The organism is Isoptericola sp. NPDC055063 (genome assembly GCF_053608125.1).
Window position 1 is genome coordinate 121810 of sequence record NZ_JBSGUW010000008.1, and the last position, 19352, is coordinate 141161.

The following is a 19352-nucleotide window of genomic DNA, read 5'->3' on the forward strand; positions in this document are numbered from 1 at the left end:
GAAGAGACGGTCGGGGTGTTGGGTGGGGGGGGTCTGCGGTAGGGGGTGAAGGAGAGGCACCGTTTGGGGGGAGGGGCCCCGGGGGAAGCGGGGCGGCCCCTCCACCGTTTGCCGGGCCCCCCGCGCGGCGTCAAGGTGAGGGACATGGCACGGGCGTCGACGCTGTCACGAGGGGTGTTCTACCCGGCTGCGGGCATCATCCTGCTGTTCGTCCTCCTGGCGGTGGTCGCCACCGACGCCACGACGGCGGTCATGAACTCCCTGCAGACCGAGGTGATCGGCGCCTTCGGCTGGTACTACGTGCTCCTGGTGGCCGCATTCGTGGTCTTCGCGATCTGGATGGGGCTGAGCCGCTTCGGCGACATCGTGCTGGGCCCCGACGACGAGGCCCCGGACTTCAAGCTGCCGGTGTGGTTCTCGATGCTGTTCGCCACGGGGATGGGCATCGGCCTCGTCTACTACGGGGTCTCTGAGCCGCTGTCCCACCTGGTCGAGCCGAAGCCGGGGGTCACCGGGGACGACGCCGCGCTCGCGCAGGCGGCGATCAGCCAGACGTACGTGCACTGGGGCATCCACGCGTGGGCGATCTACGTGGTGGCGGGGCTGGCGCTGGCGTACGCGATCCACCGCAAGGGGCGGCCCGTGTCGATCCGCTGGGCGCTGGAGCCGCTCCTCGGCGACCGGGTCAAGGGGGCGTGGGGGCACGTCATCGACGTCGTGGCCATCATCGGCACGGTGTTCGGCGTCGCGACGTCGCTCGGCCTCGGCGTGCTCCAGGTGGCTCACGGGCTGGGCTACCTGGAGGTGGTCGAGCCGTCGGTGGGTCTCGAGATCGGCCTGATCGCCGTGATCACCGCCATCGCCGGGTTCTCGGTGGCGTCCGGCCTCTCGCGCGGGATCAAGTGGCTGTCCAACGGCAACATGATGCTGGCGGGCGTGGTGCTCGCCGTCGTCCTCGTGCTCGGCCCCACCCTGTTCCTGCTGCGCAGCTGGGTCCAGTCGTTCGGGTACTACTTCGCGAACGTGGTCCAGATGACGTTCGACACGCTCGCCTTCCGCGGGGACGAGGGGCTCGCGTGGGAGTCGAGCTGGACGATCTTCTACTGGGGCTGGTGGATGTCGTGGGCGCCGTTCGTCGGCGTGTTCATCGCCCGCATCTCCCGCGGGCGCACGGTCCGGGAGTTCGTGCTCGGCACCCTCGCGGTCCCGATGCTGGTGACGACGATCTGGTTCAGCGTGTTCGGCGGCGCCGGGCTGCACCAGGAGATGACGGAGCCGGGCAGCATGCTCGACCCGGCGACCGGCGGTGTGAACACGGACACGGCGATGTTCCAGCTCTTCGACAGCCTGCCGGGCGCCGGCACCTGGCTCGCCGTCGCGGGGATCGTCCTCGTGGTGATCTTCTTCGTCACGTCGTCGGACTCGGGGTCGTTCGTCGTCGACATGCTCGCCCACGGCGGCAACCCGAACCCGCCGCTGTGGAGCCGGCTGTTCTGGGCGGCGCTGCAGGGGCTGGTCGCGATCGCGCTGCTGCTGTCGGGCGGGCTCCAGGCGCTGCAGACCGCCGCGATCCTCATCGCGCTGCCCTTCTCCCTGGTGCTCATCGGCATGGCCGTCTCGATCGTGCGCGAGCTGAGCGCCGAGCACCGGGCGATCGTGCGCTCCGAGCGGCGGGCCGCGCGCGCCGAGCTGACCGAGCACGTCACCGAGAAGGTGGCGACCACCTTGGCCGGACGCTGGGAGAACGTGCTGCCGTCGGCCCCCGGCGCCCTCCGGCTGCGCGTGCCCCGGCGCCGCGACGCGAGGCCGCCTGGCGGCGGAGCCGACCAGGAGCGGGGCGACGACGGGGCCCCGGGGGGCTGAGCGTGGGTCGTCGGGCAGGGTGAGGAGGACCATCCGCGAGCGGGTTCGCGCGGCAGGTAAGATGGTCGGGGCCCGATCGCGGGTCACACCTCCCTCCCCAGGAAAAGAGACCCTCGATGTCTGTGCGCTCAGACCTGCGCAACGTGGCGATCGTCGCCCACGTCGACCACGGCAAGACGACCCTCGTGGACGCCATGCTGCGCCAGGCAGGCGCCTTCTCCGCCCACCAGCACGTGGACGACCGCGTGATGGACTCCGGCGACCTGGAGCGGGAGAAGGGCATCACGATCCTCGCGAAGAACACCGCGGTCCGGTACGCCGGCCCGGCAGCCGCGAGCGTCGGCGAGCCCGGCGGCATCACCATCAACGTCATCGACACCCCGGGTCACGCCGACTTCGGCGGCGAGGTCGAGCGCGGCCTGTCGATGGTCGACGGCGTCGTGCTCCTCGTGGACGCGTCGGAGGGGCCGCTGCCCCAGACCCGCTTCGTGCTGCGCAAGGCGCTGGCCGCGAAGCTGCCCGTCATCGTCGTCGTGAACAAGGTGGACCGCCCCGACGCGCGCATCACCGAGGTCGTGGGGGAGACCACCGACCTGCTGCTCGGCCTCGCGAGCGACCTGTCCGACGAGGTGCCCGACCTCGACCTCGACGCGATCCTCGACGTGCCCGTCGTGTACGCGTCGGCCAAGGCGGGCCGCGCGTCGGTCGACCAGCCCGCGGACGGCTCGCTGCCCGCCAACGAGGACCTCGAGCCGCTGTTCGCCACCATCCTCGAGAAGATCCCGGCCCCGACGTTCGACGCCGAGATGCCGCTGCAGGCGCACGTCACCAACCTCGACGCGTCGCCGTTCCTCGGCCGCCTCGCGCTGCTGCGCATCTTCAACGGCACCCTGCGCAAGGGCCAGACCGTCGCCTGGGCGCGCCACGACGGCACCCTCACGAGCGTGCGCATCACCGAGCTTCTCGAGACCAAGGCGCTCGACCGCGTCCCCACCGAGTCCGCCGGCCCGGGCGAGATCGTGGCCGTCGCGGGCATCGCCGACATCATGATCGGCGAGACGCTCACCGACGTCGACGACCCGCGCCCGCTGCCGCTCATCACGGTGGACGACCCGGCGATCTCGATGACCATCGGCATCAACACCTCGCCGCTGGCCGGCAAGGGCGGCAAGGGCCACAAGGTCACCGCCCGCCAGGTCAAGGACCGCCTCGACGCGGAGCTCATCGGCAACGTGTCGCTCAAGGTCCTGCCGACCGAGCGACCCGACGCGTGGGAGGTGCAGGGCCGCGGCGAGCTCGCCCTGGCGATCCTCGTCGAGCAGATGCGCCGCGAGGGCTTCGAGCTCACCGTCGGCAAGCCGCAGGTCGTCACCAAGCAGGTCGACGGCAAGCGCCACGAGCCGATGGAGCGCATGACCATCGACGTGCCCGAGGAGTACCTCGGCGCCGTCACGCAGCTCCTCGCGCAGCGCAAGGGCCGCATGGAGACGATGAGCAACCACGGCACCGGCTGGGTGCGCATGGAGTTCATGGTCCCGGCGCGCGGCCTCATCGGCTTCCGCACCCAGTTCCTCACGGAGACGCGCGGCACCGGCATCGCGGCCTCCATCTCCGAGGGCTTCGAGCCGTGGAACGGCCCGATCGAGTCGCGCAACACGGGCTCGCTCGTCGCCGACCGCGCCGGCAAGGTGACGCCGTTCGCCATGATCAACCTGCAGGAGCGCGGCTCGTTCTTCGTCGACCCCACGCAGGAGGTCTACGAGGGCATGATCGTCGGCGAGAACTCCCGCAACGAGGACATGGACGTCAACATCACCAAGGAGAAGAAGCTGACGAACATGCGGTCCTCGACCGCGGACAACTTCGAGAACCTCATCCCGCCGCGCCACCTCACGCTCGAGGAGTCCCTCGAGTTCGCGCGCGAGGACGAGTGCGTCGAGGTGACGCCGGAGGTCGTGCGCATCCGCAAGGTGGAGCTCGACGCGACGGCGCGCGCCCGCGCGGTCGCCCGCGCCAAGCGCGCCTGACGGACCGGCGACGCCCGTGGGGCTGCTCGCGGTGCACGCGCACCCGGACGACGAGACCCTCGCGACCGGTGCGCTGATCGCGTCGTGGGCGGCCGCCGGGCGGCCGGTCACGGTGGTGACCTGCACGCGCGGCGAGCGCGGCGAGGTCATCGACACGCCGTCGCACCCCACGGGCCTGGCCCGCCTGGAGGGCGACGGGCCCGCGCTCGCCGCCCACCGCGAGACCGAGCTGGCCGCGGCGCTGGCAGCCCTCGGCGGCGCGCCGGGCGCCGTCGCCCACGCCTTCCTCGACGCGGTCGACCTGTCAGACGCCCCGGGCACCGGGGCGCACCCGGCGTCTGACACGCGGTTCGAGGACTCCGGGATGTCCTGGGTCGCGCCCGGCATCGCCGGCCCGGCCGACGACGCGCCGCCGACGGCGTTCGCGCGCGTCGCGCTCGACGACGCCGCGGCGCGGCTCGCGGCCCTGGTCCGGGCGCACCGGCCGGACGTCGTCGCGACCTACGAGGCGCGGGGCGGCTACGGTCACCCCGACCACGTGCGCACGCACGACGTCGCCGTCCGCGCGCTCGAGCTCGCGGCGGACCCTGCCGCGCCCGTCCCGGGCGAGGCGTGGGCACAGGCCGAGCTGTGGCAGGCGATGACGCCGTCGGCGGAGCTGCGGGCGTCGCGCAGGGCGCTGGCCGCGGACCCGGACGCGCGGGCCCTCGCGGACCGGGCCGGGCTCACCTTCCCCGACCCCGACGGGGACCTGCCGCCGCTCGCCCGGCACGACGAGGAGCTCGCCGCCGGCGACGTCCGCACCGTCGCGGTGGCGCCCGTGCTCGACCGGGTGCTCGGGGCGATGCGGGCGCACGCGACGCAGGTGCAGCACGCGACGGCCGGGCCGGCGGGGCCGACGGGGCCGACGGGGCCGACGGGGCCGACGGGCGACCCCGCCCTGCTCGGCTGGTACGCGCTGAGCAACGACGTGCTCGCCCCCGTGCTCGCCCACGAGACGTACCTGGCGTCCGCGCCGGTAGGCTCGGCGCGATGACCACGCCCGAGCACTCGACCGCCCCGGCCCGCACCGGCCGCTGGTGGGCGACCGCCGCCCGCGTCGTGCTCGCGCTCGCCCTCGGCGCCGCCGTCGGCGTGCTCGGCACCGTCGCCCACCGCACCCAGTGGCACGACCTGCCGGTCGGCATCGTCCTGGCCCTCGCCATCACCCTGTCGACGGCGATGCTGTGCCGTGCGTGGGCGGGCCTCGGCACGCTGCTCGCCGCGGGCGCCGGCTGGGTGGTCGCGGTGCAGGTGCTGTCGGTCGCGGGGCCGGGCGGGGACGTGCTGGTGCCGGCGCAGGCCGTCGGGCTCGTGTGGACCTACGGGGGCCTCGTCGCGTTCCTCGTCGCGGCCTTCCTGCCCCGGTCCTGGTTCACCGACCGCCGGGGCTGAGCGGACGGGTGTGACCGTCCCGTGCGCGGCACCATGCCGCGCGTGACGAACGTGTGGGAACTCGTGCCCGAATTGGCGGTTTCACCCGAACTGCGGCGAGGTCGGGCGAGGCCCCGCGAGTAGGATCCTCCACGCGGGTCCGGCCCGCGCCCACCTGTCCTCCCGGGGCGTCGTCCCCGCACCTCCACCCCGACGGAGCCTCTGCATGGGTCACCCGACCGAGCGCGATCCGGCGAGCCACGGATCCGCACCCGCCGAGCCCGCGCGTCCCGACTCCGGGGCCGACATGACGGCGACGAACCCGGCGGCGCCGCCGACCCTGATCACCTCCGCGCCGACTGCTCCCGCCCCGGCGGGCCTCGCGCCGAGCGCACCGGCGCCGGCACCGGCGCCGGCGACGCCGCAGCCCGCGACGGCGCAGCCTGCGACGCCGCCGGTGGCGGAGGAGGAGCCCGACGAGCCGTACCAGCCGCGCGTGCGCCTGTACGAGCAGCGCGTGATCGCGACCGTCGCCGCCCCCTCGACGGGCGCACCCACCCAGGCGCTGCCCGCGGTGTCCGCGTCCGCCGCCCCGGCGGCGTTCGGGGCGGCCGCGGCCTTCGCCGCGCCCGGCGGTCCGGCCGCGCCCGGCGGTCCGGCCGGACCTGTCGGCCCCGGTGGACCTGTCGGCCCCGGTGGACGTGTCGGCCCCGGCGGCGCGGGCGGGACCGGCGGGCCCGAGGGCCCGGCGTCGGGCTCCCCGCTCGACGGCCTCGCCGGCGACGGCGCCCCCAGCCGCGCGCCCAAGGTGGCGCTGTGGGCGGGCGTCGGCCTCGTCGTCGTGGCGGGCCTGTACGTGGGCGCGCAGGCGGCGGTCGCGGGGTCGGTGGCCAAGGGCACGACCGTGGCGGGCGTCGACATCGGCGGCATGGACACCGCCGCCGCGGTGGCGGCGCTGGACGCAGGCCTCGGCCCGCGCGCGGCCGAGCCGATCACCGTCCAGGCGGGCGACGCCTCGAGCACGGTCGACCCGGCCGACGCGGGCCTGTCCTTCGACGCCGACGCGACGGTCGAGGACCTCACCGGGTTCTCGCTGGGCCCGGCGCACCTGTGGGAGCACCTGGTGGGCGGGGACGAGGTCGCCCCGGCGGTCGACGTCCGACGCTCGGCGCTGACCGAGGCGCTCTCGGGGCTGGAGGAGTCGCTGCAGGTCGAGCCCGTGGACGGCACCGTCGGATTCAAGGGTGCCAAGGCGGTCGCGACGAAGGCCGAGGAGGGCTCCAGCGTGCAGGTCGACGCGGCGGTCGACACCGTCGCGGACGCGTGGCTGGTCACCTCGGGCCCGGTCGAGCTCCCCACCAAGACGGTCGACCCGGCGATCACGCAGGAGGAGACCGACGCGGCCCTGGCCGAGGCGGAGCAGGTCGTGAGCGGCCCCGTCGAGGTGGAGGTCGGCGACCAGACCGCGGAGCTGAGCCCGAAGACGCTCGCGAAGGCGACCTCGTTCAAGGCGGCCGACGGCTCGCTCACCGCGAAGTTCGACGGCGACAAGATCGTCTCGGCGGTCGTCGAGGGCACCGACGGGCTGCTCACGGAGCCGGACGACGCGCACTTCGTGTTCTCGGGCGGCAAGCCCGTGGTCGAGGGCGGCGCCCAGGGCACGTCCCTGGACCCGGACGCCGCGGCGAAGGCCGTCGGCAAGGCCGCTCTGGGGGACTCGCGCACCACGCAGCTGAAGCTCGTCGAGCGCGACCCGGAGCGCACCAAGGAGGGCCTCGAGGAGATGGGCGTGAAGGAGGTCGTCTCCGAGTTCTCCACGCCCCTGACCAGCGACAGCGTCCGCACCCGGAACCTGATCCGCGGTGCGCAGCTCGTCACGGGCACGCTCGTCGCCCCGGGCGAGACGTTCTCCCTGCTCGACACCCTGTCGCCCGTGACGGCGGCCAACGGGTACGTGCAGTCGGGCGTCATCAGCAACGGCGTGCACACCGACGCCATCGGCGGCGGGCTGTCCCAGATGGCCACCACCACGTACAACGCGGCGTACCACGCCGGGTACGACGACGCGGGCCACCAGCCGCACAGCTACTGGTTCGACCGCTACCCGGCCGGGCGCGAGGCCACCATCTACGTGGGCGCGATCGACATGAAGTTCACCAACGACACCCCGTACGGCGCGGTCATGCAGTCGTGGGTGTCGGGCGGGCGCGTGCACGTCGCGATCTGGTCCACGAAGTACTACACGGTGAAGCCCGGGACGGGCGACAAGCGCAACATCGTGCAGGCCACCCCGGTGCACAGCTCCGGCGCGTCGTGCGAGCCGTACCCGGGCGGCAGCGACGGCTTCACGATCACCGACTACCGCAAGGTGTACCTCGACGGCAAGCAGGTCAAGGACGAGTCGAAGACCTGGACGTACAAGCCGGACAACCCGGTGGTGTGCGACCAGCCGAAGGCCGACCGGGACCAGGACCGCCAGCCCAAGGACGACCAGGGCGACGGCGGCGGCGGGAGCACGGACGACAGCGACAGCAAGGCCAAGGAGGACTGATGCTCGGACGCTCGGAACGCGAGTCCCCGGCGCACGCCGCGCAGGCGGCGCACGACGCGGGATGGTCGGGGGTCGCCGCCGGCTCGGCGGTGGTCGCGGCCGTGGCGGACGAGTCGCTCGAGCTGCTCGACCTCGGCACGACGTCCGACACGCTCGCCACGGTGGCGACGATCGACGACCTCGCCGCGGTGGTGCACCTGGGCCACCCGGAGCAGCCGTCGCCGGCGCTCGAGGAGGCGATCCTCGCGGGCGACCCGTCGCTCATCGTCACGGCGGCGGTCGCCGTCGCGCCGCAGTGGGTGTGGGTGGCCCCGGCGGGCGCGTCGGGCGGCCAGGTCGTCATCGACGAGGCCGGGATGCGCGACTGCCAGGACCTGCTGCGTGGCATGGGCGTGAGCCCCCGCCTGGTGCCCACGCGGACGTCGGTCGACGAGCGGGTCGCGCTCGCCGGGGCGTCGGGCTCGATCGTCGTCGAGCGGTCGCGGGTGCCCGCCGGCTGGGCCGAGGTGCCCGGCAGCGAGCGGCTCGCCGGCCGCCTGCCGGTCTGGTACGGGCTGCTGGAGGCGCGCGCCGCGTGGCCGCGGTTCGACGAGCCCGCCCAGGTGTGGCTCGCCGTCGGGCCGTCGGACGACCACCGCGGGTCGCTGCAGCACACGCTGGCCGTGCTGTCGGCCGCGGGCGTGGACCTGCAGCACCTGCGCAGCCACGTGTCCGCCCGCGGGCCCCACGTGTTCTTCACCTCGTTCCGCTGCCCGTCCGTCGACGTCCTGGACGGCCTCGTCGCCGAGCTGGACGGCCGCGGCGTCGCGCACCGTACGCTCGCGGTGCTGCCGGGCGAGGGCTTCGTGCCGGGGCCCGTCCCGCTGGACCCGCGCTGGGTCGAGGGCGGGCAGGCCGGGGCATGAGGGTCGCGTACCTGGGCCCGGAGGGCACGTTCACCCACGAGGCGGCGCGCCGCTGGGCCGGGGGCGCGGGCTCTGCGGCACGGGACCAGGCCGAGGACGTGGCCCTCGAGCCCCTCGCGACGGTGCGCGCGGTGCACGACGCCGTCGCGTCGGGGGCCGCGGACCGCGGGGTCGTCGCGATCGAGAGCTCGGTCGAGGGGTACGTCGTGCCGTCGCTCGACGCTCTGGTGGGCAGCCCCGACGTCGTGGCCGTCGACGAGGTGGTGCTGGACGTCTCGTTCGACGCGTTCGTCCGGCCCGGGCACGCCGACGGCGCCGGCCTGCGCGAGGCGACCGCGCACCCGCACGGCCTGGCGCAGTGCACGCGGTTCGTCACCGAGCGGGGCCTGCTGCCCGTGCCGGCGTCGTCCAACGCGGCCGCCTGCCGCGACCTCGCCGACCATCAGGTCGCCTTCGGCCCGCGGCTGTGCGGGGAGCTGTACGGGCTGGAGACCCTCGCCACGGGGGTGGAGGACTTCGGCGGCGCGCGGACCCGCTTCCTCGTGCTGTGCCGGCGCGACGACGCGCCCGCCGCGTGGGCCCCGGTGCGCGCGGAGGGTGGTGAGGCCGCCGGTGGCGCATGGCGCACGATGCTCGCGATGACGCCGGTCGTGACGGGGCCGGGCGTGCTCGCGCGCGTCACGGGCGAGTTCGCGGCGCGCGGCGTCAACATGACGAGCCTCGTCGAGCGCCCGCTGAAGGTGCGTGAGAGCCAGTACGTGTTCGTCGTGACGCTCGACGGCGCCCCGTGGGAGCCGCGCGTGCGCGACCTGCTCGAGGCGCTCCTCGGCGCGGGCGACTCGCTCAAGGTGCTCGGGGCGTTCCCGGTGTCGCCGGGCGGGCCCGGGCTGGACGGCGTCCTGCCCGACCACGTGCCGACGGGCAGCGTGCTGCAGCAGGACGCGGACGAGACGCTCGCCCGGGGCCTGCTGTGGTGACCCGCGGCCCCGTCGGCACGGTCGCGGTGGTGGGCCTGGGGCTCGTCGGCGGGTCGCTGACCCGGCTGCTCGCCGCGCGCGGCGTCGACGTCGTCGCGACCGACGTCGACCCTGGTACCCGTGCGGACGCCCGGGCGGTGGGTCTGCGCGTCGCGGACGACCTCGCGGACCTCTGCGCGGCCGGCCCGGACCTGGTGGTGCTGGCCGTGCCGCTGCGGGCCGTCCGCGCGGCGGCGGCGGAGCTGGCGCCGCTGCTGGCCGGCGGCGACGCGACGCTCACGGACGTCGGCAGCGTCAAGGGCCCGGTGCGCGCCGCGGTGCGGGCGGCGGGCCTGGGCGACCGGTACGTGGGCGCCCACCCGATGGCCGGCACCGAGCAGAGCGGGTTCGCCGCGTCGGACGCCGGTCTGCTCGACGGCGCGCCCTGGGCGGTCACCGTGGCCGAGCCGGGCGCCGCCGCGGCGCACGAGCCGGCGCGCCTGGAGCAGGTGCTGCGCCTGGTGACGGGGCCGCTGGGCGGCACCGCGGCGGTCGTCACCGACGACCGGCACGACGAGGCGGCCGCCCTGATCAGCCACGTGCCGCACGTGCTGGCCACCCAGCTCCTCAACGCCGTGGCGGGCGCCCCCGTGCGCGACCTGGCGCTCGGCCTCGCGGCGGGCAGCTTCCGGGACGGCACGCGGGTCGCGCTCACCGACCCCGGCCGCACCGAGGCGATGGTCACCGAGAACGCCGCGTGGGTCGCGCCCGCGCTGCGCAAGGCGGTGCGCGACCTCGAGGTCGTGATCGGGGCGCTGGAGACGAACGGGTCGCTGCACGACGTCTTCCATGCCGCCGACGACGTCCGCGAGCTCCGCGCGGGCCGTGAGCGGCGCAACGGCGCCGAGGAGCGCGTGCCGCTGACCGGCGGCTGGACGCCCGCCGCGGTGGACGACCTCGTCTCGCGCTGCACGACCGGAACCGTCGTGGTGGGCGTCGACGACGACGCGGTCCGGGTGCGCGCGCCGCGCTGACGCGGGTCGACGTCGGGTCCTGCGTGGCTCAGTCGTCCTCGGGCCGGCCGCGCCGCGCCCGCCGCGGCGGGATCGGCTTCACGGCCTCGACGTCGGCTGCGGCGACGGAGACCTCCGCCAGGCCGGGGGACCGGTCGGGGAGCACACGCACGCCGTCGGGCCCGGCGGCCGTGAGAATCCCCACGACGTCGGCCCACCGGGCGCCGCTCTCGGCGGCCTCCGTGGCCGACAGCCGTCGCCGCACGACGACGCGGGTGCCCGCGGGCAGGCGGCGCCACGCGGACGGGGGTCCGGGGGGCGGTACGGCTGGTGGGACGGCTGACGGCGGAGGCACCACGTCAGCGATACTAGAGTTGGTCCGGCGCCCGGCTCTCCGGCGCGCGCCCTCGTCACCTGGAAGGTAGCCCGCAGTGACCTACGTGATCGCTCAGCCGTGCGTCGACGTCAAGGACAAGGCGTGCATCGAGGAGTGTCCCGTGGACTGCATCTACGAGGGCTCGCGGTCGCTCTACATCCACCCGGACGAGTGCGTGGACTGCGGTGCATGCGAGCCGGTGTGCCCGGTCGAGGCCATCTACTACGAGGACGACGTCCCCGAGCAGTGGAAGGACTACTACCGCGCCAACGTCGAGTTCTTCGACGACCTGGGCTCCCCGGGCGGCGCCGCGAAGATGGGGCTCATCGAGAAGGACGACCCCATGATCTCCGCCCTGCCGCCCCAGGCCTGATGGGCTTCGCGGACCTCAGCGACCTGCCCTACCCCTGGGACACGCTGGGGGACGTGCGGGCCACGGCCCACGCCCACCCCGGCGGCGTGGTCGACCTGTCGATCGGCACGCCCGTCGACCCGACGCCCGCCGTCGTGCGCGACGCGCTGGCCGCGGCGTCGGACGCCCACGGCTACCCGCTGACGCACGGCACGCCCGCGCTGCGCGCGGCCGTCGCGGACTGGTTCGCCCGGCGCCGCGGCGTCCCCGACCTCGACCCGGCGGCCGTGCTGCCCACGGTGGGCTCCAAGGAGCTCGTCGGGCTGCTCCCGTCGCTGCTGCGGCTGGGGCCGGGCGACGTCGTGGTGCACCCGGCGGTCGCGTACCCGACCTACGACGTCGGGGCGCGCCTGGCGGGCGCGACGCCGCTGGCCACGGACGACGTCGACGACTGGGCCGGGCGCGACGACGTGCGCCTGGTGTGGGTCAACTCGCCCGGCAACCCGACCGGCGAGGTCGCCGACGTCGCGCACCTGCGCCGCGTGGTGGAGGCCGCGCGCGCGACCGGCGCCGTCGTCGTGGGCGACGAGTGCTACGCCGAGCTGCCGTGGGCGGACGCCTGGGTGGGCGAGGGCGGGGTCTCCCGCGTGCCGAGCCTGCTCGACCCGCGGGTCACCGGCGGCAGCCACGACGGCCTGCTCGTGGCGTACTCGCTGTCGAAGCAGTCCAACGTGGCCGGGTACCGCGCCGCGTTCGTGGCCGGCGACCCGGCCCTGGTCGAGGGTCTGCTGGCCACGCGCAAGCACCTCGGCATGATCGTGCCGGCACCGGTCCAGGCGGCGATGACCGCGGCGCTCGGCGACGACGTGCACGTGGCCGCGCAGCGCGAGGTCTACCGCCGCCGCCGCGCGGCCCTGCTGGGCGCGCTCGAGGCCGCCGGGTTCGTCGTCGACGGGTCCGAGGCCGGCCTCTACCTGTGGGCGCGCCCCGCGGGGGAGCCCGGCGGCGCGACGTCGGGGGCGGCGGACCCGGTGCCGGCCGGCGCGACGTCGCGGGAGCTCGCGGCCTGGTTCGCCCGCCGCGGCATCCTCGTCGGGCCCGGGGAGTTCTACGGGACGGCGGGGGAGCGGCACGTGCGCGTCGCGCTGACCGCGCCCGACGACTCCGTGGCAGAGGCTGTGTCCCGCATCACATCCGCGTGACCGCCCGGATGGCAGGGGATGAGCAGGGGATTGGAACACCTTGGTGTTGAGGGGTAGGTTCGACCGCAGGCCGCGGTCACCCTGGAGGACACACGCGGCCGGCGTACCTCGGGTCGCCCCCGTCCCCGAGTCACGAGTCACGCGCTCTCCGTCCCCGTCGCCGGGTGCCGGTGGGCCCGTCACGGAAGGAAGACATGACGTCCACCACGCCTGCCGCAGGCACCACGGGAGACACCGCCACGGTTGAGCTCGTCGTCGACGGCACCGCCCGGCAGCTGCCCGTCGTCCCGGCCACGGAGGGCAACGACGGCATCGTCGTGTCGTCCCTGCTCAAGGACACCGGCCTGGTCACCGTCGACCCGGGCTTCACCAACACCGCGTCGTGCGAGTCGGCCATCACGTACATCGACGGCGACCAGGGCATCCTGCGCTACCGCGGGTACCCGATCGAGCAGCTCGCCGACTCGTCCACCTTCCTCGAGGTGGCCTACCTGCTGATCCACGGCGAGCTGCCCTCGGCGACGGAGCTGTCGGCGTTCGAGGAGCGGGTCAACCGCCACACGCTCGTGCCCGAGGGCTTCCGCGCGTTCCTCTCGTCGTTCCCGCGCGGCGGACACCCGATGTCGATCCTCGCGTCGGCCGTCAACGCGCTCCCGACGTACTACCCGGAGTCGCTCGACCCGCACGACCCCGAGGCCGTCGAGCTCGCCACCGTGCTGATCCTCGCGAAGATCCGCACCATCACCTCGTACCTGCACCGTGCGACGCGCGACGAGCCGCTCATGTACCCGGACTACGCCCGCGGCTACGTGGACGACTTCCTGCGCATGACGTTCTCGCGGCCGTACGAGCAGTGGGAGTCCGACCCGGTGCTCGTGTCCGCCATGGACAAGCTGCTCATCCTGCACGCCGACCACGAGCAGAACTGCTCCACGTCCACCGTGCGCATCGTCGGCTCGTCGAACGCGACGCTCTACGCGTCCGTCGCCGCCGGCATCAACGCCCTCTCCGGCCCGTCGCACGGCGGCGCCAACGAGGCCGTGCTCACGATGCTCGAGAGCATCCGCAGCGGCGACGACTCCGTCGAGACCTTCATGAAGAAGGTCAAGAACAAGGAGGACGGCGTCCGGCTCATGGGCTTCGGGCACCGCGTCTACAAGAGCTACGACCCGCGCGCCGCGATCGTCAAGAAGCACGCCGACGCCGTGCTCGGCCAGCTCGGCGCCAAGGACGAGCTCCTCGACATCGCCCGCGGGCTCGAGGAGATCGCCCTGTCCGACGACTACTTCGTGCAGCGCAAGCTGTACCCGAACGTCGACTTCTACACCGGCCTCATCTACAAGGCCATGGGCTTCTCGCCGGCCATGTTCACGCCGCTGTTCGCGCTGGGCCGCATGCCGGGCTGGATCGCCCAGTGGCGCGAGATGATGCACGACCCGCAGACCAAGATCGGCCGCCCGCGGCAGGTCTACACGGGTCCCACCGAGCGCGACTACGTGGGGCTCGAGCAGCGCTGATCGCCTTCCTTGGGACCGTCGCGTCCCGGTAGTGCCCGCCGAGGGAGCGGGATCTCGTGTCGCGAGGCGTCCATCCGATCGCTCGCACCTCGCGACCTCCCGCCAGGCCCATCCAGCCTCGCGACACGAGATCCCGCTCCCTCGGCTCGTTCGTCCTGCGGCCTTTCGCTCCGCGGCCTTGGTGCAGGAACCGTGTCCGCCCGCGAGGTGGACTGCGGGGAACCGTGTCAGCCGGCGGGGAGGACGACGACGACCGCGCCCGCGGGCGGGTGTGCGGCGCCCGGGGCTGTCTCCCACTCGCCGGTCTCGCGGCTCCAGGCCTGCCGGCCGGCGCGGACCTCCTCGGCGCCGGTGGACGACGCCGTCGCGACCGCCCAGTGCGCGACGGCCCACGTCGAGAGCTTCTGCTTCAGCGGCAGGCCGGCCGTGTCGATGCGCACCGTGGTGCCGTCGTCGCCCGCCCGCACGGCGTCGGTGGGCAGGCCGAGGTCGCGCGCCGCGAGCTCGGTCAGGGTGGCCACGGCGGCGTCGCCGGTGGGGGCGTCGGTCTCGGCGACGGGCGGGAGCGTGCACGTGACGGCGCCGGGGGAGTGCCCGGTGAGCGCGGACGCCCAGGCGCGCGACCGGGTCTCGTGCTGGGCGTACGCCTCCGGGAACCCGGAGCGTTGCACGGCCTGGGCGGCGTCGGTGACCTCCATGTCCTGGTAGCCCCGGACCTCGACGAGGCCGTCGAAGAAGGCGCCGGTCGAGTACACGGGGTCCATGATCTCCTCGGGCGTGCCCCAGCCCTGCGACGGGCGCTGCTGGAACAGGCCGAGCGAGTCCCGGTCGCCGTAGTCGATGTTCACCAGGCGCGACTCCTGCAGCGCGGTCGCCAGCGCGATCGTCGCGGCCCGTCCGGGCAGGCCCCGCTGCACGGACGTGCCGACCACCAGCGCGGCGTTCTGGGCCTGCACGGGCGTGAGGTACCAGGACGTGCCGTCCAGCGCGGCGGCGCAGCGCTCGGGCTCCGGCGGGCTCGTGCGGTCCAGGAACCACACGACGCCCGCGATCGCGCCGACCCCGACCACGAGGACGGCGCCGACGGCCGCGGCGATCCCGGCCGTGCGCCGCCTTCGACGTCGGGCCCGGCTCACCGTCAGTTCGCGTGCAGCGCGGCGTTGAGCTCGATGCCGACCCCACCGCGCTCGAGCACCTCGACGGTGCCGGTGCGGGAGTTGCGGCGGAAGAGCAGGTTGTCGCGGCCGGCCAGGTCGCGGGCCTTGACGACGAGCGGGTCGCCGTCGGCGCCCATCTCGCCGAGCACGGTGACCTTGGTGCCGGCGGTCAGGTAGAGGCCGGCCTCGACCACGCAGTCGTCGCCCAGCGGGATGCCGAGGCCGGCGTTGGCGCCCAGCAGGGACCGCTCGCCCACGCGGATGACCTCCTTGCCGCCCCCGGACAGCGTGCCCATGATCGACGCGCCGCCGCCGACGTCGGACCCGTCGCCCACGACGACCCCCGCCGAGATGCGGCCCTCGACCATCGACGCGCCGAGCGTGCCGGCGTTGAAGTTCACGAAGCCCTCGTGCATGACCGTGGTTCCGGCGGCGAGGTGCGCGCCCAGGCGCACGCGGTCGGCGTCGGCGATCCGCACGCCCGCGGGGACGACGTAGTCGACCATGCGGGGGAACTTGTCGACGCCGAACACGGTGACGGCGCGGCCGGTGTCGGCGCGCAGGCGCAGGCGGGTGGCCTCGAAGCCCTCGACGGCGCACGGGCCGTGCGACGTCCACACCACGTTGGTCAGCACGCCGAACAGCCCGTCCAGGTTCACGCCGTGCGGCTCGACCAGCCGGTGCGAGAGCAGGTGCAGGCGCAGGTACGCGTCGGCGGTGTCCGTCGGCGCGACGTCGAGGTCGATCACCGTGCGCACGACGACGACGTCCACGCGGCGCGCGTCGTCCCGCTCGGTGAGGGCGTCGAGCTCGGCCGGGATGTCGACGTCCGACTCCGGCGGCGCGCCCAGCACGGGGGCGGGGTACCAGACGTCGAGCGTGGTGCCGTCGTCGGCGACCGTGGCGAGACCGAGGCCCCAGGCGGGGCGGGAGGAGGCAGGCGTCGTCATGCGGCCAGCGTAGTCGGCGCGTCTGCCACGATGGTGCGCGTGACCACGGACCGCACAGCGCCTTCGCCCGACCCCCACCTGGACCTGCACGCCGCCTCCCGGATCGACACACTCCTGGACACCCTGCTCGACCCGGCGACGATCGCGTCGTCCGACCTCGTCGACCTGCTGGCCGCGGTGTGCGACGTGCCGTCGGTCTCGGGCGACGAGGCCGCGCTCGCCGACGCCGTGGAGCGCGTGCTGCGCGCCCAGCCGCACCTGGAGGTGCTGCGCGACGGCGACGCGCTCGTGGCGCGCACGACCCTCGGCCGCGACCGGCGCGTGATCATCGCCGGCCACCTCGACACCGTGCCGCTCACCGAGCCCGCCAACCTCCCGACCCGGCGGGAGACCGCGGCGGACGGCACCGTGGAGCTGTGGGGCCGCGGCACGGTGGACATGAAGGGCGGCGTGGCGATCGCCCTCGCCCTCGCCGTGGAGCTCGGGCGCCCGGGCGCGGAGCCCGCGCACGACGTCACCTACGTCTTCTACGACCACGAGGAGGTCGAGGCGTCCCTCAGCGGGCTGGGCCGCCTGGTGCGCAACCACCCGGAGGCGCTCGCGGGGGACTTCGCGATCCTCGGGGAGTCCAGCAACAACGGCATCGAGGGCGGCTGCAACGGCACGCTGCGCGTCGAGGTCCGCACCCACGGCGTCGCCGCGCACTCGGCCCGTGCCTGGGCGGGAGTCAACGCGATCCACGCGGCGGCCCCGGTGCTCGCCCGCCTGGCCGCGTACGAGGCGCGGGAGGTCGAGGTGGACGGCCTGGTGTACCGGGAGAGCCTGGGCGCGGTCGGCATCCGCGGCGGCATCGCGGGCAACGTCGTGCCCGACGCCTGCACCGTCACCGTCAACTACCGCTTCGCGCCGTCCCTGGACGTCGCGGGGGCGGAGGCGCACGTGCGCGAGCTGTTCGAGGGGTTCGAGGTCGTCGTCACCGACGCCGCGCCGGGCGCCCGACCGGGCCTCGACGACCCGCTGGTGGCCGACTTCGCGGCCGCGGTCCAGGCCGCCACGGGTACCGAGCCGAAGCCCAAGTACGGCTGGACGGACGTGGCGCGGTTCGCCGAGCTGGGCATCCCCGCGGTGAACTTCGGTCCCGGCGACCCGGTGCTGGCGCACAAGGACGACGAGCGGCTGCCCGTCGCGCGCCTCGCGGTCGGCCGCGACGCCCTGCGCGCGTGGCTGCTGGGCGCCTAGGCTCGGGGACATGACGCGAGCGACCAACCATCCTGGCCCGGGCACCGGCCGCGGCGACGACGGCGTGCCCCAGAAGGGCAGCGGCTACCGCAAGGGGCCCGTGCTCCTGCGCGGGAAGGAGATCCCCGCCCAGACCACCGACCAGCGGCTCCTGTCCGGCGGGGGAGACTCCGACTGGGTGCACTCCGACCCGTGGCGCGTGATGCGGATCCAGTCGGAGTTCGTCGAGGGCTTCGGCGCGCTCGCCGAGGTGGGCCCGGCCGTGTCGGTCTTCGGCTCGGCGCGCACGTCTCCCGACCACCCGGACTATGCGCAGGCCGTCGAGGTCGGCCGCCTCCTCGCGGAGGCCGGGTACGCCGTCATGACGGGCGGCGGCCCCGGCATCATGGAGGCCGCGAACGCCGGCGCGCACAAGGCGGGCGGCACGTCCATCGGCCTCGGCATCGAGCTGCCGTTCGAGCAGGGCATGAACGAGCACGTCAACCTCGGCGTGAACTTCCGGTACTTCTTCGCCCGCAAGACGATGTTCGTCAAGTACGCGCAGGGATTCATCGTGCTGCCGGGCGGGTTCGGCACCTTCGACGAGCTGTTCGAGGCGCTCACCCTCGTCCAGACGCACAAGGTCACCGAGTTCCCCATCGTGCTCGTCGGCTCCGACTACTGGGGCGGCCTCCTCGACTGGCTGCGCACCGCCGTCGCCGACCGCGGCATGATCGGCGCACACGACATCGACCTCATGCACCTGACGGACTCGCCCGCCGAGGCCGTCCAGTACGTCGTCGAGCGCGGGCACGTGCTCGCGGCGCGCGCCACCGCCGACGGCTCGTGACGGACCTGGCCCCGCCGCCCGCGGGGACGCCGCTGGTGCTGCGCGGGCGCGAGGTCGGCCGCGGGTCCGACGGCGCGCTGCGGCCGGTGGTGATGGCGATCGTCAACCGCACCACCGACTCGTTCTACGCCCCCGCCCGCCAGCCGGACGAGGGCGCGGCGCTCGCGGCCGCCCACCAGGCCTGGGAGGACGGCGCGCAGATCCTCGACGTCGGTGGCGTGCGAGCCGGCGTCGGCCCCGAGGTCGACGAGGCGGAGGAGATCGACCGCGTCGTCCCGTTCGTCGCGCGGCTGCGCGAGCAGGTCCCGGACCTGCTCGTGTCGGTCGACACGTGGCGGGCCGGCGTCGCCCGCGAGGTGGTCGCGGCGGGCGCGGACCTGGTCAACGACACCTGGGCGGGCCATGACCCCGAGCTCGTCGAGGTGGCGGGTGCGGCGGGCGTCGGCGTCGTCTGCTCGCACACGGGCGGGGCCGTGCCGCGCACCGACCCGTACCGCGTCGAGTACCCGCCGACGCCGGGCGCGGGCGGCGACCCGCGCGACGGCGTCCTCGACGACGCGGTCGCGACGCTGCGCGCGGCGGCCGCGCGCGCGGTGGCGTGCGGCGTCCCGGCCCGCTCCGTCCTGGTGGACCCGACGCACGACTTCGGGAAGAACACCTGGCACTCGCTGCACCTGCTGCGCCGCACGGAGGTGCTCGCCGGGCTGGGCTACCCGCTGCTCATGGCCCTCAGCCGCAAGGACTTCGTGGGGGAGACGCTGGGGCTCGGCCCCGACGACCGCCTCGAGGGCACCCTGGCGGCCACGGCGCTCGCGGCGTGGATGGGGGCGACCGTCTTCCGCGCGCACGACGTCGTCGCGACCCGGCGGGTGCTCGACCTGGTCGCGGTCGTGCGCGACGAGGCGCCCCCGCACGCCGTGCTGCGTGGCCTGGCCTGACGGCGGCGGGTCTCGCCAGTCGATCCGAGGCGTCCGGGGTGTGGAAGTCGGGGGCAGGTTCTGA

Annotated in this window: 17 protein-coding genes; 14 read left to right on the plus strand and 3 right to left on the minus strand. The window is 74.7% G+C overall.

Annotation, left to right across the window (positions count from 1 at the left end):
• Window positions 1-144: 144 nt before the first annotated feature.
• The 8 genes from ACWF41_RS11615 (at window position 145) to ACWF41_RS11650 (ending at window position 10749) form a co-directional block, all read left to right on the plus strand.
• Window positions 145-1863 (plus strand): BCCT family transporter, encoded by a 1719-nt coding sequence (locus ACWF41_RS11615; RefSeq protein WP_380317872.1) that lies wholly within the window; start codon window positions 145-147, stop codon window positions 1861-1863.
• Between the two features lie 116 nt (window positions 1864-1979).
• On the plus strand, window positions 1980-3890 hold the full coding sequence (gene typA / locus ACWF41_RS11620) for a translational GTPase TypA (protein ID WP_380317875.1): 1911 nt from the start codon (window positions 1980-1982) through the stop codon (window positions 3888-3890).
• Window positions 3891-3906: 16 nt separating this feature from the next.
• The gene (locus ACWF41_RS11625; RefSeq protein ID WP_380317878.1) at window positions 3907-4926 is read left to right on the plus strand and encodes a PIG-L family deacetylase; all 1020 of its coding nucleotides are present in this window, start codon (window positions 3907-3909) and stop codon (window positions 4924-4926) included.
• Window positions 4923-5324 (plus strand): DUF6113 family protein, encoded by a 402-nt coding sequence (locus ACWF41_RS11630; RefSeq protein ID WP_380317881.1) that lies wholly within the window; start codon window positions 4923-4925, stop codon window positions 5322-5324. Before ACWF41_RS11625 ends, ACWF41_RS11630 begins: the two co-directional genes overlap by 4 nt.
• 205 nt (window positions 5325-5529) lie before the next feature.
• Entirely contained in the window at window positions 5530-7854 is a 2325-nt protein-coding gene (locus tag ACWF41_RS11635) for a VanW family protein (RefSeq protein WP_380317884.1), read from the plus strand.
• Complete coding sequence (locus ACWF41_RS11640; protein WP_380317887.1) at window positions 7854-8759, plus strand: ACT domain-containing protein; 906 nt, start codon at window positions 7854-7856, stop codon at window positions 8757-8759. The genes ACWF41_RS11635 and ACWF41_RS11640 overlap by 1 nt, the downstream gene beginning before the upstream one ends.
• Window positions 8756-9736 carry a prephenate dehydratase gene (locus ACWF41_RS11645; protein WP_380317890.1) on the plus strand — a complete coding sequence of 327 codons (981 nt, stop codon included), beginning with the start codon at window positions 8756-8758 and terminating at the stop codon, window positions 9734-9736. Before ACWF41_RS11640 ends, ACWF41_RS11645 begins: the two co-directional genes overlap by 4 nt.
• The gene (locus ACWF41_RS11650) at window positions 9733-10749 is read left to right on the plus strand and encodes a prephenate dehydrogenase (RefSeq protein WP_380317893.1); all 1017 of its coding nucleotides are present in this window, start codon (window positions 9733-9735) and stop codon (window positions 10747-10749) included. Before ACWF41_RS11645 ends, ACWF41_RS11650 begins: the two co-directional genes overlap by 4 nt.
• Window positions 10750-10777: 28 nt before the next feature.
• Here the strand turns inward: ACWF41_RS11650 and ACWF41_RS11655 are convergent, their stop codons facing one another.
• On the minus strand, window positions 10778-11086 hold the full coding sequence (locus tag ACWF41_RS11655; RefSeq protein WP_380317896.1) for a hypothetical protein: 309 nt from the start codon (window positions 11084-11086) through the stop codon (window positions 10778-10780).
• A gap of 73 nt (window positions 11087-11159) precedes the next feature.
• Here ACWF41_RS11655 and fdxA point away from each other — a divergent pair, with 73 nt between their 5' ends.
• From fdxA to ACWF41_RS11670, 3 genes are all read left to right on the plus strand, one after another.
• Window positions 11160-11477, plus strand: a complete 318-nt coding sequence (gene fdxA, locus ACWF41_RS11660; RefSeq protein ID WP_079573027.1) for a ferredoxin — start codon at window positions 11160-11162, stop codon at window positions 11475-11477.
• Entirely contained in the window at window positions 11477-12658 is a 1182-nt protein-coding gene (gene dapC / locus ACWF41_RS11665) for a succinyldiaminopimelate transaminase (protein WP_380317900.1), read from the plus strand. The genes fdxA and dapC overlap by 1 nt, the downstream gene beginning before the upstream one ends.
• 194 nt (window positions 12659-12852) lie before the next feature.
• Window positions 12853-14175: a citrate synthase gene (locus ACWF41_RS11670; protein WP_380317903.1), complete on the plus strand. Its 1323-nt coding sequence runs from the start codon at window positions 12853-12855 to the stop codon at window positions 14173-14175.
• Window positions 14176-14402: 227 nt separating this feature from the next.
• Here ACWF41_RS11670 and ACWF41_RS11675 read toward each other — a convergent pair whose 3' ends face one another.
• Together ACWF41_RS11675 and dapD are read right to left on the minus strand one after the other, a co-directional pair.
• The gene (locus ACWF41_RS11675; RefSeq protein ID WP_380317906.1) at window positions 14403-15311 is read right to left on the minus strand and encodes a hypothetical protein; all 909 of its coding nucleotides are present in this window, start codon (window positions 15309-15311) and stop codon (window positions 14403-14405) included.
• A 2-nt stretch (window positions 15312-15313) separates the two neighbouring features.
• Window positions 15314-16282 carry a 2,3,4,5-tetrahydropyridine-2,6-dicarboxylate N-succinyltransferase gene (gene dapD, locus ACWF41_RS11680; protein WP_380317909.1) on the minus strand — a complete coding sequence of 323 codons (969 nt, stop codon included), beginning with the start codon at window positions 16280-16282 and terminating at the stop codon, window positions 15314-15316.
• 30 nt (window positions 16283-16312) lie between these two features.
• On the opposite strand from dapD, the gene dapE reads away from it, so the two are divergent.
• Genes dapE through folP form a run of 3 tightly spaced genes read left to right on the plus strand, consistent with a single transcriptional unit; the run spans window position 16313 to window position 19288 of the window.
• Complete coding sequence (dapE, locus tag ACWF41_RS11685) at window positions 16313-17521, plus strand: succinyl-diaminopimelate desuccinylase (protein ID WP_380317912.1); 1209 nt, start codon at window positions 16313-16315, stop codon at window positions 17519-17521.
• A gap of 10 nt (window positions 17522-17531) precedes the next feature.
• Complete coding sequence (locus ACWF41_RS11690) at window positions 17532-18350, plus strand: LOG family protein (protein WP_380317915.1); 819 nt, start codon at window positions 17532-17534, stop codon at window positions 18348-18350.
• Window positions 18347-19288 carry a dihydropteroate synthase gene (folP, locus tag ACWF41_RS11695; protein WP_380317918.1) on the plus strand — a complete coding sequence of 314 codons (942 nt, stop codon included), beginning with the start codon at window positions 18347-18349 and terminating at the stop codon, window positions 19286-19288. Before ACWF41_RS11690 ends, folP begins: the two co-directional genes overlap by 4 nt.
• The last annotated feature ends 64 nt before the right edge of the window (window positions 19289-19352 follow it).